Origin of the sequence: Sediminibacillus dalangtanensis (assembly GCF_017792025.1) — a bacterium.
GTDB lineage: Bacteria > Bacillota > Bacilli > Bacillales > Amphibacillaceae > Sediminibacillus > Sediminibacillus dalangtanensis.
In genome coordinates, this window is sequence record NZ_CP046956.1 from 3,206,966 (window position 1) to 3,222,035 (window position 15,070).

Genomic DNA, 15,070 nt, shown 5'->3' on the forward strand with positions numbered 1-15,070 from the left:
CCATCAAATCAATCGTTTTTTTCTGTAAAAATAGATGAACAAGCTTGCACCAGTGACGAACAACAGGAAGCCAATCACCAGCAGGTTGTACATATTGGTTGCTGTATCGGCAAGCTTTCCGCCCAATAGTGAAGAAAAATCATTGACAGGGTCTTCCTTCTTCTCCCCATCATCATTCTTATCTTTTTCTGGTCCTTCCTTACTGCCATCCTCCTTATCTCCCGATTGGTTCTTTGGCGGTGTTTCCTTATCTTTTCCAGGATCTACAGGATCTTCTGGCTTATCGTAGTCATCTTTATCTCCCTCATTGTCTGAAGGAGGCACTGGGTTTTCACCTTTACCGGGAGGTACCGGGTCACTTTCTGGATCCTCTCCATCTTGAGGAGGTTCTGGCTGATCCGGCTCCTTTTCCTCTTTTCCTTTGACAAAGGACCATATGTCCGACCTTGCTTCACCGGTGAACTGGTCGGTAACCAGCGCATACCAGGAGTAGGTCTCCCCTTCTTCCAGTCCGGTCCACGTTACCTCCGCTGTTTCTCCACTTGGTACATCTTCTACTGTTCCGATTTCATTATTCGTGTAGACATTGACGGCAAAAGAATCCGTTGCCACTCGCTTTTGTTTCGCTTCCAGATCCAATTCCAGCGTAAATTCATCCTTATCTGGATAGGCGTCGGAATCGTAATAATTATAATCATCTAGATACGGAGAATACGTATTGACGAAAATACGGTTGTTGGCAGTATCGAAATGCAGCAGACGCATGTAACCTTGACCGCCTTCAGGACCTGCCTGGTAATCAGCCAGCATTTGATACACCGTACGGTCCGTTGCCCCATCTCCATCGTCATCGAGCTCGTCCACAAGCAATTGTGCTTCATGGTAATGCCCGGATAGAACGGCAATGACATTTTCATTCGGAACGACGACTTCGTTATACAATTTATCTCCCAATGGATGCCTTGTTCCTGTTGCCTGTAAATATTCATGGAAGTTTAGAATTGCCTGACGGTCAGGGTAAGCAGCCAATACTTCATTCATCCAGGCGATGCCTTCCTCTTCGATACCCCAGCCAAGATACACCATGATATAATCGTTTCCATTGGCGGAAATTAGGTCATAATGGCCGCGATTGTTCAAATAAGAGCCGCCGTAATACGGCTTGTCCTGGAACCTGTCTGCCCCGAAGTACTTGTAGTATTCGGTATAGTCATTGGTTTTTTGTGCGACATCATGGTTTCCGGCTAGGACGCCATATGGCACATCCGCATCATCCAGTGTCTTCATATAGTCATCGGCATGAAGCCATTGATATTCCTTGTCCGATTCATCGACCAGGTCGCCGGTATGCATGACGTACTGGATATTCATCGCTTCTCTGTTTTCTACAATCCATTTTGTCTGCTTGTCATAAATATATGGATAACTTTCCGAGTAATATTGCGTATCGGACATCCAGACAAACGTATAATCGTACGCCTCCGGATCACTCGGAATTTCATCCTGTACAATGACATTGACCTTGTTGTCCTTGACAAATTCTTTTACAGATACCGTTCCAGTCAATTCAAAATCTTCCTCCCCTGCTATCCGGAAATCGACCATTTCCCACTTCGCTTCCGGATGGTTCCAGGCATACATGGTCACTTTTCTTCCTGCCAGCGAGTTGCCGTTCCAGACAAGCTCGATCAAATCATCCTCATCCACCTGATCATCCACCGTGACATCAAACCGATGATAAGGGAACTGTCCAGTGGAGTCCGTCACCATATACTTTCCATCCTTTTCGGAAGCAAGACCGATATCTCCTTTGTTGAAAACTGTCTCCCCATCGGGAACCTGGGTTGCTGGCGGTTCAACATCCGCTTTGTTGCTAAAAGAGACGACATGGTCCAGATCAGCTGGTGTATATTGATAGGCCTGATAAAAACCGACATCCATGGCGTCACCCATCGGGTCTTTCACTTTGACCCGCAAGGTGGGATCACCGTCAATTGGTTGGTTCAAATCTGCCTGCGGGCTTTGGTTGACCGGATTGGATGGATGTTCGTCGACTACGGAAAATTCCACCATTTTTTCAGACTGATTGCCGACAGTATCGATTGCTTCGATTCGTAATTCATGGGTTCCTGCTGTCAACAGTCCAGAAGAAGCAGCATAAGGAACATCGATTTCTTCTCCGTCAAGCCAGATAGTCTGCTCCTCGACTCCGGCAATTTCGTCGGAAACGGATACGTTTATAGCAAATTCGCCCTTGTATTCGTGGCTTTCCTCTATATTTGTCTCGATTACGGGTGCAGCATTGTCGACATATACTTCAGTGTCCACTCGTTCATCCTGATCTTCTGCAGTGATGACATGCCTTCCATCCTCAACTTGTTCTGTGTCCCATAGATACGCTTTCGATGGCGCAAGTTCTTCTTCAATCGTAAAAGTGAAGTCTTCCGAAATGCGCATTGTCCCATCATCGCCCATATCCAGCACCGTGTCGGCATCAGCATGAACCGGATCGGTCAATACCGTTCCATCCGATAATACCAGCCGGACATTGCGGAGATTGTAATCATCCCGGTTTTCACCCGGGTCACCTTCCCATGGGGTTGCTTTATTTCCCGCCCGTATGGTAATCGTGTTGGCGCCAACCTTTAGTTTTTCCGGCTCAATCGGTACCGTGATCGTCTGCCATTGTGCAATCCAGTCATCAAAAATATGCACAATTTCATCCCCGATGGTTACTCCGTTCTGGAAATAGGTATTGACGCCGCTAACTTCAAAAGCGAAATAGGCGGGATGCTCGACCGCTCGTGAAGTTTTCTCCCCTGCTTCCTTGCCGTCAATCAACAGCTTCACGGCTTCGGGCTCATCCTCGCGGGATGTTGCTTTGATTACTTTTTCGCCGTTTAAGACAGCACCGTCCTTCACATTTAAACGCAGACTGGAATTGTCCAAGGTGCTGGTCACTTGAATCCGGTACGTGTCACTTTTCGTTTGATTCGTTCCGTCGGATGCAGTGAAATAATATTCGACATATTCTTTTGCAATAATTTCCGGCGAATAAACACGGAAATGGTACAGCATATCATCGTAATCTTCTTGAAGAAGTGCAGATTGATAAGCCTCCTGTCCATTTGTACGATAATGCACTTGGACGGTCTTCACAGCGATATCGTCTGTGACATCAGCTGTCAAATCGATATTTTCCGTTTGCTTCACTTCGGTTACTTCTGTCAAATTGTCGATGGTCGGAGGCGTATTATCCTCCGGCACCGTGACCCGGCTGTCAGGAACTTGATAGTCTCCTACCGATCCAGGGGTAGCTTGTAACATGCCTGCGCTCACTTTTTTCATTAAATTCGAGCCGTCCCTTGGGTACGTATAGACAATCCCTTTATTTGGCTTGGTATCGTCTACCTCTTCCTCGTCGTTATAATAAGCAATCGATAATTCTTCGCCTGCATTGGTCGCAACGATCAGCCCTCTCATGCTTCCATTAGCCATTCCTGCCGTGTGAACTCGGACAATGTCCTGATTTTCCACTAGGTCGGTACCATAATTGGCATTAAAATCAGCAACGGACTGGCCGCCGTTTTCCCCGTTAATAACCCAAAACACAAGGGTTTCGCCGGATGGTATGACGACGTCGTCAGGAACCGACGGCCAGAGGATATCACTTTCCGGATCGGTGCCATAGCGATATTGAAGCTTGTAATCTTGAAAATTGATGGCTTGATTCGTATTGTTGTAGACTTCGATGAACTCATACCCATCGGCAGAGCCCGTGTTGGTTGAATCAGGAACCACCTCTGTCACCAGCAGGGATGGTAGTTTTTCCGGATCTGCCTCCTGTTTTTCCACCTTGACGAAGGCTTCTTTCGTGCGAACAGTATGAATGCCATCACTAGCTTCGATATAGTAGCGAAAGTCATCCCTGACATAGATACCAGGTATATCGGCTGTGTAAGTGGTTGGATCTGCTCCCGCAGCTGACATCGCCAATGGGGTATAATCTTCTTCGCCTTCCGCTTTTACATATAGCGTAGCAGTAGGTACAGCCCGATCATCCGTAATGGTGGCTTCAATGGCAAGCGGGGAGAAGGCGGTCGCTTCCGATATAGGCTCATGGTTGATGACCGGTTCCGTGACATCTTCATCTGTTTCCGGTACAGGAACTGGCTGGTCCGGTACTTGTTCCATGTCGATAGTACCTGGAGTAGGTTCTGCCATGGTATGGTATTTTTTCATGACCGTCCCTTCCGTTGGATATTGGTAATGGATGTCTGCCCCTGTATTATCATTCTCTTCCCCTAGATAATCGGCATAAATTACTTGTTCTCCATGGTTGTCCTGCAAAATAAGCGCACGGTTTCCTCCATTGGCAAAGCCAGGAAAGCTGGAATCCGTAACCTCGACAAGCTGTTCTTCCGTCAGCTCCGTGTCAAAGTTCGCATTAAATGCTTCGATCGTTTTGCCGCCATTGTTATACCAGAAAACGCGTGTTTCCTGTGGCTCCAGGATCGTGTCAGGAATCTGGAAAACTACTTCACTATCAGAATCCGTGTAGTAATAAAGAAATCGATAGTTTGTCAACGATAGTGGCTGATCCGTATTATTATACAGTTCAAAGTACTCAAAGTAATCGGTTCCGCCCCCTTTTGAATTGGGGGACAATTCGGTAATCAACAAATGGGGATATGAAGAAAAATCCTCCAATTCTGCTTGTTGACTTACTTTCGCTGTAGCCTGTACTTCCTCTGCCTTTTCCGGCTGGGTTATCTTCACTTCGACCGGCGCTTCCGCAGGATAAGTAACTTGATCATGGGCAGTTGTCACGGTCATATAATAAGTAAAGGTCTTACCTTGCAATTGATCGGCTGCTAATTCTGCGGAAAAGCGATTCTTTTCCTTCGGGGTCATTTCGATGGTATCGAAGTCTGGCTGATCACTAGTTTGGTAGAAAAGCGTTGCCACCACAGCTTGTCCATCTGCATCGATTTCTGCTTCGACTTTTACTGCCTTTCCGCTTTCCACTTCTTGTATCGCATCGTGATGAACGACAGGTTGCGACATATCAGCCAGCGTGATCTTCTGCTCTGGAAGCTGGCCATCATCCGTCAGCGTCGGAGTGTTACCGGAATCTGTTTGAAAAAGCCTCATTTCTTTTCCGCTTGCCGGATATTGAAAATGTACCGCTTTTCCTAACTGCCTATCTTCCGTCGTAAAGCTTGCCGAAACGATTTCCTCCTTATCCGGCATTGTCACGGAAAGCTTTTGTCCATCAGTAAACACGGGGCCGGTAAACTCGACAATCGATTCTAGCGATATATCTGCTTGATAGTGGTCGATAAAGTCTTGTGTATTTCGTTGTTTCTCATTATTCCAGAAAATAAGGGTTTGGTCTGGTTCGATGGTTTTTGGGCCATTTTCTATGCTTGTATGGTCTTCAGAAGAGGAAAAAGAAAAGTTCAGGAAATCAAGGACGAACGGCAAATTAGAATGGTTATGTAGTTCAAAATAGCTGTAGCCGTCCTCACTCTGCATGATTTCGGTAATCATTAAAGGGGGTAAAGCATCGATGTCGATATTTTCCGCTTGTGGCTCAGAGTTTTTTTCGTCTTGCTGTTCCTTTGTATCTTGCTGTTGATCAGTCTCTTCTTGCTGGTCAGGTGTATTCTTCTGGTCTACGTTAGGTGAATGTTCTTCCCCACCTGTTTCATTTTTCTCATCTGTTGGGGCTGTTTCGGTTTCATTCTCAGTCACTTTTTTCGGACTATCCTCTGCTTGCTCTTTTGAATCTTGAGAGGAGGCATCTGTTTCACTAGTTTGGTTTTCTCCTTCCACTTCTGTTTGTTCTTCAGTGTTTTGTTCTTCCTGTTGTACGGATAATTCTTCCATGGATTTCTCCTGCTTTGGTTGGAGGGCATCGTCCGTAGCAGCAGAAACCATTAAACTGCCAGGCAGGATTGCAGCCGCGTCCATCAGTAAAACGGTAAAAATGATGCTCAGCGACAAAAATTGACGTACTCGTTTTTGCACTATTCTCCTTTTCATGGCTACCTCCTTATGATTTTGGTATCACTATTAGTGTAAGGCGGCAGTATGAAGCAGGCATGAACGTTCTGTAAATCTATGTAAATTACTAGCCAATATGTTAGTACGAGGGAATGCTGACGAAACCTTTTTATATGGGAGAAAAGGCCTCGGTGAGACCCACATTGCGGAAGCTTACCAGCTGCCAGTGAAAAGCAGTGTACATCCACAACACAGTACTAGACTTATCTCATATAAAACAACCAATTAATGATCCACTCCATTTTTATCAACCACATCGACTAGTAATAAAGCATGAAAAAACCTATTGACCGTCTTTATGTATTAGTGTACTATTTAATTAATACAATAATACAACGAACACAGGAGGAATCTGTATGAATGCATTTGCAAGTCTTACAAAGAAGGAATTGCGGATGGGAATGCCTGTTTTTCTCGTCCCCGTGATTATTTTCATCGTAGCGGTGGGAGCAGCCGCCTATTTCGGCGGAAGATCAGGCGTAGCGGCGGAAGCAATAACCGGTGTTTCGGTTGCCGCGGTCACCATGCAAATTTTTTATCTTATTTACTATTTGAATTTCAGTTTAAAAGCAGAGAAGAAAAAACTGCACCTCTGGCTGCACAACCCACTGCCAGGTTATTCGATGCTTCTGGCAAAACTAGGCGCAGGCTTGATTTCCATGCTGGCCACTCTGCTCATTACCGGTGTCACCCTAATCATTTCTGCACAGTCAGCGGGATTCATCACCCATTTGCAGAACGATTTCAACCTGACAAACATTGGCTTTTTCAGCGGCCTGCATGTCGTTCTGATTGCCATCGACCTTTCGATTTACTTTGTGTTTTTCTATATGATCTATCTGTTGTTTAATCGCTACTTTGGTGGTTTCATCAGTTTTTGTTCCACCTTTGTCCTTTTCGGGGTTTCTACCTACCTCTGGGGAAAGTTTTCCGAAACAGCAATTCACCGAAGTTTGACTTCTTGGGGGGAAATAGAACTGAATGGCTTTGTTTTCAACCGCAATTTTGATACCAACGGCATCGAGTTTTTCACCGAATTTGATACGGTCCATGTTTTTCTCGGATCTTACTTGTTTGAAACAATCATTGTCCTCATCTTGTTTTTTGCTGCAAGCTGGATGCTCGATAGAAAAGTCGAGGTGTAAAAAATGGCCGATACCTTTCATTCATCAACGCCTATATACAGCCAACTGACCGAACGCATTAACAAACAAATTTTACGTGGCGAATTAAAGCCTGGTGACAAGCTCCCCTCAGTCCGTGAAATGGGGTTGAAGGTGAACGTAAACCCGAACACTGTACAAAGGACATATCGTGAACTGGAAGGAATGATGATCGTGGAATCCAGACGAGGACAAGGAACGTTCGTGACCGAAAATCAAAGCATCCTTCAGGACATGAGAGAGCGCCTGAAGCAGGAAGAGATATCGCAATTCGTTGCCAGCATGCATGAAATGGGTTATGAAAACGAGGAAATCGAAGCAGGATTACAAAGCTATTTGACAGAGGATAAGGAGGATACGGAATGATTGAACTGGAGAATGTCAACAAACGATTTATGAAAAAAAGTGCTTTACAGGATGTCTCCCTAGAACTGACCAAAGGGAAAATAATCGGTCTCGTCGGAGAAAACGGGAGCGGGAAATCCACAACATTGAAGTTGATTGCCGGACTCGTCCGTCCATCGAAGGGATCCGTAAAAGTGAACGGAAACCCTGTCGACCGCAGAATCGCCAGCCAGGTTTCCTATCTATCTGAGCTCGATGACTACTACAGCTTTTATAATGTAGGCCAGACGATCGATTTTTTTGCAGAACAATTTGCCGACTTCAACAAGGAAAAGGCAGAAGAAATTCGCGCTTTCATGAAATTAGACCCAGATGCCAAATTGAAACAACTTTCCAAGGGGAACCGAGGTCGTCTAAAAATTGTCCTGACACTGGCCAGGGAGGTTCCTGTCATTTTGATGGATGAACCGCTTTCCGGATTGGACCCGATGGTACGTGACTCCATCGTCAAAGGGCTCATTTCGTTTATTGACTTAGAACACCAAATCGTACTCATTACCACTCATGAAATCAAGGAAATTGAAACGATACTCGATGAAGTAATCGCCATACGGGACGGCCATATTATTGGCCATCATAATGTAGAACAACTTCGCATCGAAGAAAACCAGGGCATTGTTGAATGGATGACTTCCATCTATGACCGTGAAATCCATTAAAAATGCCAGGAGTTTCCGCCCAGTCCGGAAACTCCTTTTATTTTTTCTCCTCTTTCTGTCTAAGCCATCATCCCCCTTTTCTTCGCTTAAGTAAGCCAATATACCTAACCTTGCCAATAGAGTCAATTTTTTGACATCTTGCATTCACTTGTTAAAATTGCATTGTATAAAAATACATCGCAAAGAAGGGAAGCACGTTGAAAGAAACATGGTATTTCGTCGATTCAGGCTACTGCACGCCCTCCTTTAATATGGCATTGGACGAGGCACTCCTGAATTGGCATAGCCAAGGGATAATACCACCAATCCTCCGTTTTTATGGATGGAAACCAGCAGGAATTTCTGTAGGCTATTTTCAGAAGGTCAATGGCAAAATCGATGTGGATGGAGCCCGTCAGCATGGTATCGAGCTCGTCCGCAGACAGACCGGAGGGAGAGCGGTGCTCCACGATCAGGAACTTACATACAGCGTCCTTGTTTCAGAGGACCATGAAGCGATGCCGGCTTCGGTAAAAGAAGCCTATTTAGTGATTTCCCGCGGTTTGCTGGAAGGCTTTAAAGAACTTGGAATCGAAGCAGAATTCGCTGTGCCGGAGGAAAAGCTGCAAACGACCGATTCAGCAGTCTGCTTTGAAGAACCGTCATGGTATGAATTGATTGTCGCCGGTAAAAAGGCGGCTGGAAGCGCCCAAACCAGAAAAAAAGGCGTGATTTTGCAGCATGGCTCCATTCCCTTGAATGTGGATAAAGAGAAGCTGTTTGATTTATTCGTCTATCCGAACGAACGGGTAAAGGAACGGGCAAAAAGAACATTTGGCGATAAAGCAGTCGCCATTAACGAAGTCTCAAAGCATCCCATCCGTTTTGAAGAAGCCAAACAAGCTTTTAAAACCGGATTTGAACGCGGCCTTGAGATCCAACTCGAACCGTTCACGCTTACGGAAGAACAACTGTCCGAAGTACATGCACTGGAATCCAAGTATAAAAGCGAAGAATGGAATTTTTCCAGATGAAGGAGTGGTGTAAAAATGCCGAAGCAATATGAACACATACGGAAACCGGAATGGCTCAAAGTGAAAATCAACACGAACAAGTCTTATAACAGACTAAAGCGGTTGATGCGCGAAAAGAATCTGCATACAGTATGCGAAGAAGCGAAGTGTCCGAATATTCACGAATGTTGGAGCGAGCGGGCGACTGCCACTTTCATGATTTTAGGCGACACCTGCACACGCGGCTGCCGATTTTGTGCAGTGAAAACAGGACTACCGAATGAACTGGATTGGGGAGAGCCGGAACGCGTCGCAGAATCGGTGGAAATTATGGGGCTCAAGCATGCGGTAGTTACGGCTGTCGCAAGAGATGATTTAAACGACGGAGGCGCTGCGGTATTTGCGGAAACAGTCCGTGCTATTAGAAGAAGAGTCCCTAGCTGCACAGTCGAAGTCCTCCCTTCCGACATGAAAGGAGATTACGAAAGCCTCCATACCTTAATGGACAGCGGACCGGACATCTTCAACCATAATATCGAAACAGTCCGCCGGCTCACGAAACGTGTCCGGGCAATCGCGATGTACGACCGCTCCTTGCAGCTGCTGGAACGCGTCAAGGAAATAGCCCCTGACACACCGACAAAATCGAGCATCATGGTCGGCCTGGGAGAGACAAAAGAAGAAATCATGGAGGCGATGGACGACCTGCTAGCCCATAAAGTCGATATCATGACAATCGGCCAGTACCTCCAGCCGACCAAAAAGCATTTGAACGTCGAGCGATATTACCATCCGGATGAATTTGAAGAGTTGAAGCAAATCGCGCTGGAAAAAGGGTTCAAGCATTGCGAAGCAGGTCCGATGGTACGCTCCTCTTATCACGCTGACGAGCAAGTCAATGAAACTTCCGCACAGCGTCGGATCAAATACATGAAGGGCTACGAATCACAGGGTGAGACGCTTGATCATGTGAAGTTTTAGTAAAAACAACCGCTCAGAGGGAAATCTGAGCGGTTGTTTTTGACCGATGTTATAAAACCAATTTAAAACTAGCCGTTGCAAATCATGATAATATTCCCATCCGGATCGCTTATGGTAAAAAAAGCAAAGTCCTCAAATTCCACGATGTCCGACTCTATTTTGTAACCTGAAGTTTGCAGGTATTGATAGGATTGCTCGATCTCGTCTGTATGAAAATTGAATAACGGATACGGCGAAGGAATGATATTCTTTGTTTCTCCTGCAGGACCTGCGTCCAGAGTGAGACCGATGTCTTGATCCATGATAAGATTGTGTACAGGTCGAGAGACATTTGATATATCTGCTTCCTGGTTTAGCAATTTGCTGTACCAATTAACCGATTTCTCTAAATCACTTACATGCACAAAAATGGTGTTGATTTGGTTTTTAATGAAGCTGTTCACCACTCAGTGCTTCCCTCCTCTTGGTCTTAAGCTACTTATTCTTTCCATGTCTGTTATGATCGGTTTGGCCCTTTTGATTAATGTTTGTGTAGCTTCCAAGGACAGCGACGCGCGATGTGCGCTTTCCTTGCTCCATACCTCATATACGAACACAGCATTGGGTTCCTCATCGGATGTGTTCACTAGATAGATTTCGCACTCTTCAAGCTCTTCCATTTCTTTTGCAGCGTCTAACAAAATTTCTACTAAATTGTCACGCTCTCCATCTTTTACAGTGAATTTACCATATAAGCCAAATTTGCCCATTTCCTTCCTCCTCCATTATCTTTTTATCAACATCCTTCTCCAGTTGCGGATAACCGATCCTTGATAATATGATAAGTTCCACTCCATGAGCGATATTCCTTCTATTCTTTCGATATCCATTTTGCTATGTAATCAAAAAGTGGTAATTTGGATAAGCATGAATCTGCCGAAAAAAACCGAATGCTAAACAGGAGCATTCGGTAGATTGCACAATGGAACAACCAACAGAGAAGGTGCAAATGAATATATTTCATTCTGTTTTTTTCTTAAGCTGTTGCTATCGTTTTTCTAAATTTTTGCTTTTGTCACCAAGGGGGTTATCCGTCAACAGTAATACGATGCCTTACCTAGTGTTCTTCTGCTGCCATGGCCTCTGCCTTTGTCCTATGCACAGTACCGAATGGATGATTAGGAGGTGCATAAATGGAATAAAGCTTTAAAGGATTATTGCCCGTGTTCGTTAAATTATGCCATGTGCCAGCAGGTATCATGATTGCTGAATCATCGAAAACGTTTCTTACAAAACGCAAGTTATCCTTCCGTCGTCCCATTTGGACAACTCCTTGGCCTTGTTCTATCCGTAAAAATTGATCAACGTCTGGATGTCTCTCCAATCCGATATCCTCGCCAGGGCGGAGACTCATCAATGTAACTTGTAAATGTTCTCCCGTCCACAAAGCAGTGCGGAATGTGTTGTTTGACTTGGATGCCTCGTTAATGTTCACCACATAAGGTTTGCGCCCCTGATCTTTTAATGAATGACCCCCTTGATGAGGAGAACGGAAAGAATGATATTGGTGATTTTGTTCTCTTTCCTGGAATGCTCCTCCTTCATCGTAATAGTACGGTGCTTGCCCATAATAAGGATAATAATAATATGGGTATCTATAAGGATCGTAGTACATATATATCCACTCCCTCCCAATTATAGAATCATCCTATTCAGTTATGGCGAAAATGTACGTTGAAATTTCTTTAATTACTAAAACACCGCTTGTATTCATATAAGAACCCGAGCGGTGTTGCCTGCTCATTCGCAAAATCCTCTCCTACAACATCCAACTTTGAATCGAAACTAGAAATTACCTCTGCACTCTTGTTTTTTGGTCAACGCAAAATTATTCACAGGCTTTGCGAATCCAGTGCTGAACATAATTCAAAAGTGGTTGCAGACTGTTTTCATCGAATGGAGATTTAATATTCGCTTGATTGATCAGTTCCTTAAGGGGTAACTTACCTCCGTTTCGGCACATATTCAAATAGTCTTTCCAGGCAACCTCAGAATTCTCCTGCTGTCTTTTCCATAGCTGAACTGCCAAAAAATGCGCCAAATCATAATCCATAAAATAAAATGGCGTAGTGAACAAATGACCGATTTCGTAAAAGCTTGTTCCCTTTTCTAAAAAGTCATTGCCATCGTAATCACGTTCCGGAAGATATTCCCTTTCTAATTCTCTCCATTTATCTTTTCTATCCTCAATAGTGGCTGAAGTATTACTATATAAGTAATGCTCGAACTCATCTACGGCGCTTGCCAGGGGCATGTACATAAATCCTCCAATTAAATGTTCAAGTTGGTACCGCTTTGTATCTTTGCCAAAGAATCGGTCCATCCAAGGCCATACAAGCAGCTCCATTCCAAATGAAAACAGTTCAGCCGAATCGTAAGGGATAATATATTCAGGGATATTCCAATGCCTTGCCATAAAAAACTGAAAAGCATGACCTGTTTCGTGTGCCAGAACTCGTATATCATTAGCAGTTCCGTTTAAATTCAAGAAGAGAAATGGTTGTTTCGTTTGACCTAAATAAGAAGCGAAGTTCCCACTCATTTTAGCTGGGCGCCCTTCTATATCATAGGAATGATGAAAAGAAATCTCCTCGAAAAACGCTTCTGTTTCAGGAGATATTTCGGAAAACATTTTATGAAATTTTTCCAAGATTGTTTCAGTGGATTCATTGGGAACAGGAGCCGGTTCAGGAGACAAGTAACCTTCATCATAGTATTTTATTTTTCCAACATCAATCCTGTTTCTTTGTGCTTGACGAAGCTGCTCAACAAAGGGGACACCGTTTTTTCTTACCTGATTTCGATAAGTTGCTAAATCTGTTGGAGTATGTGCCGTTCGATTCATTCTTTTATATCCTAATTCTATAAAGGAATGATAACCTAACTTGGTTGCCATATCGTTTCTTGTTTTGACCAGTTCATTAAGTATTTCATCTAAATCATTTTCTATTTCACTAAAAAACTGAGACTTCGCATGATGGGCGTTCTTTCTAGTCAGTCGATCTGGGGAATTGAGAAAAGGAGCCAGTTCTGAAAAATTCATACTTTGATTCTTGAAGGAGATGCCTGCTTTCCCAATAAGAGACTGATAGTTTATGATAAGCTGTTTTTCTTTTTGCAAATCTTCCTCAATCTTTTTGGAAAAAATATCTTGTTTTAATTCAGCAAGGCGAAAAAGCTGTTTTCCCCATCGGTCTTCAAGATAATTACGAAAAGTAGCATCTATTAAACTTTGGTAGTAACTAGCAGTCAATTTTTCATAACAGACCTCCTTGTGACTAAACCAAGTGTATTCCTTCCTCGAGGACACGTTTTCCATATCCTGAAAATATTTGATTCTTGCATTGTTAAGAGCTGTTTCAAAAACAAATCGATGATCGTTAAGCTTGATAAACCAATCACATTGTTGTTGTGGGGTGGAAGCTTTTTCAAATTGAAACAACAATTCCTTGAATGCTTGTTCGTACTTTCCCATATCGAACTGGTCTTCCCTTACATTTTCACTCATAAATATCCCTCCTCGTCAGTTACTACTATTGTACAGGATAAAACAACAAAAAGTAAAAATAATTACTTTAAAACGTAATAATATTCATTTAGAGGAGAACCGCTTTTTAATTAGGTTGTATTTCGTATATTTTAAAGGAGCAAACAGGTAAATAGTCTTATGACCAACCGTTTTATTATCAGAATATTGGTTCTATTTTGGTATAGACAACTATAAAGGGAGCGGTTACGCTAAGAAGGTATGGAATATTCACCAGGAAAGGAGGCGGAGTTTATTACGTACAGTCATTCTGTTTGTTCTTTCCATCCTAGAACTGCTTTCCGCAAGATCGGCTTAGTCAGACTTGCATGCTATTAAGCTATCACTATGTTTGGAGGCGGTTGAATGAAGTAGTATGCTTTTCTCTTACTGGCGACTATTTTTTTCCTCCTGTTTTCCACCACCGGTGCCGTTGTCGAAGCCAACGCAAGTGATGAAGCAAGACAAGTACCGGTCCGCGTCATGACCTATAACATGCATACCGGTATCGGCAGTGATGGCAGCTATGACCTTGACCGCATCGCCAATACACTCCAAGCTGCAGACGCCGATGTGATCGGCCTGCAGGAAGTCGATGTGCACTGGGCTGCCCGTAGTAATTTTGATGATCAGTTAACAGAGCTTGCAGATTCATTGAACATGTATTCCTTTTTTGCCCCTATTTACGACCAAGATCCCCTCACCGAAGACGAACCCAGACGGCAATTCGGCGTCGCCGTCCTAAGTAAGTATCCCATTACATCCGCAACAAATCGCGAGATCACCAGGCTTTCGACACAGGATACCAATCCTGAACCTGCTTTGGCTCCCGGGTTCGCAGATGTCCGGATCAACGCAAAAGGGGCGCACTTTTCGTTTTTTGTGACCCATCTGGATTATCGTGCCGATCCCTTTGTCAGGGAAATGCAGGTGGAAGATATGCTGCGCATCATTCCGGAAACAGGCAGCTCTGTCTTAGCCGGGGATATGAATGCCGGACCGGATGCTTCCGAATTGCAGCCGCTCTTGGACAGATTTCAAGACGCCTGGAACGGAGCCGGTGATGGGAACACATATCCTGCCGTTTCCCCGCAAAAACGAATTGATTTTATCCTTGCTTCGCAAAATGTTGACTTGCTCCATACGGAAGTGATTCAAACAGACGCATCCGACCATTTACCAGTTGTCAGTGATTTACTGTTGAGAAGAGGAAACTAAATTTAAATAAGGAGTGGG

11 protein-coding genes are annotated in these 15,070 nt (G+C 44.1%); 6 read left to right on the forward strand and 5 right to left on the reverse strand.

Annotated elements, in window-relative coordinates:
• Window positions 1-3: 3 nt before the first annotated feature.
• The gene (locus ERJ70_RS15895) at window positions 4-6,048 is read right to left on the reverse strand and encodes a lamin tail domain-containing metallophosphoesterase family protein (RefSeq protein WP_209365763.1); all 6,045 of its coding nucleotides are present in this window, start codon (window positions 6,046-6,048) and stop codon (window positions 4-6) included.
• Window positions 6,049-6,425: 377 nt separating this feature from the next.
• On the opposite strand from ERJ70_RS15895, the gene ERJ70_RS15900 reads away from it, so the two are divergent.
• The 5 genes from ERJ70_RS15900 to lipA all read left to right on the forward strand — a co-directional run bounded on the left by ERJ70_RS15900 (window position 6,426) and on the right by lipA (window position 10,269).
• Window positions 6,426-7,214 carry a hypothetical protein gene (locus ERJ70_RS15900; RefSeq protein ID WP_209365764.1) on the forward strand — a complete coding sequence of 263 codons (789 nt, stop codon included), beginning with the start codon at window positions 6,426-6,428 and terminating at the stop codon, window positions 7,212-7,214.
• Between the two features lie 3 nt (window positions 7,215-7,217).
• Window positions 7,218-7,598, forward strand: a complete 381-nt coding sequence (locus ERJ70_RS15905; RefSeq protein ID WP_209365765.1) for a GntR family transcriptional regulator — start codon at window positions 7,218-7,220, stop codon at window positions 7,596-7,598.
• Complete coding sequence (locus tag ERJ70_RS15910; RefSeq protein WP_209365766.1) at window positions 7,595-8,296, forward strand: ABC transporter ATP-binding protein; 702 nt, start codon at window positions 7,595-7,597, stop codon at window positions 8,294-8,296. The genes ERJ70_RS15905 and ERJ70_RS15910 overlap by 4 nt, the downstream gene beginning before the upstream one ends.
• A 197-nt stretch (window positions 8,297-8,493) precedes the next feature.
• Window positions 8,494-9,309 (forward strand): octanoyltransferase LipM, encoded by an 816-nt coding sequence (lipM, locus tag ERJ70_RS15915; protein ID WP_508493368.1) that lies wholly within the window; start codon window positions 8,494-8,496, stop codon window positions 9,307-9,309.
• Window positions 9,310-9,324: 15 nt separating this feature from the next.
• Complete coding sequence (gene lipA / locus ERJ70_RS15920) at window positions 9,325-10,269, forward strand: lipoyl synthase (protein ID WP_209365767.1); 945 nt, start codon at window positions 9,325-9,327, stop codon at window positions 10,267-10,269.
• 68 nt (window positions 10,270-10,337) lie between these two features.
• Here the strand turns inward: lipA and ERJ70_RS15925 are convergent, their stop codons facing one another.
• From ERJ70_RS15925 to ERJ70_RS15940, 4 genes are all read right to left on the reverse strand, one after another.
• Window positions 10,338-10,715, reverse strand: coding sequence for a VOC family protein (locus tag ERJ70_RS15925; protein ID WP_245208031.1), 378 nt, complete (start codon window positions 10,713-10,715; stop codon window positions 10,338-10,340).
• Window positions 10,716-11,018: a putative quinol monooxygenase gene (locus ERJ70_RS15930; RefSeq protein ID WP_209365768.1), complete on the reverse strand. Its 303-nt coding sequence runs from the start codon at window positions 11,016-11,018 to the stop codon at window positions 10,716-10,718.
• Window positions 11,019-11,365: 347 nt separating this feature from the next.
• Window positions 11,366-11,923, reverse strand: a complete 558-nt coding sequence (locus ERJ70_RS15935) for a cupin domain-containing protein (RefSeq protein ID WP_209365769.1) — start codon at window positions 11,921-11,923, stop codon at window positions 11,366-11,368.
• Between the two features lie 213 nt (window positions 11,924-12,136).
• The gene (locus ERJ70_RS15940; protein ID WP_309507084.1) at window positions 12,137-13,816 is read right to left on the reverse strand and encodes a M3 family oligoendopeptidase; all 1,680 of its coding nucleotides are present in this window, start codon (window positions 13,814-13,816) and stop codon (window positions 12,137-12,139) included.
• A 501-nt stretch (window positions 13,817-14,317) separates the two neighbouring features.
• Between ERJ70_RS15940 and ERJ70_RS15945 the strand changes: the two genes are divergently transcribed.
• Window positions 14,318-15,052: an endonuclease/exonuclease/phosphatase family protein gene (locus ERJ70_RS15945; protein WP_209365771.1), complete on the forward strand. Its 735-nt coding sequence runs from the start codon at window positions 14,318-14,320 to the stop codon at window positions 15,050-15,052.
• Window positions 15,053-15,070 lie beyond the last annotated feature (18 nt).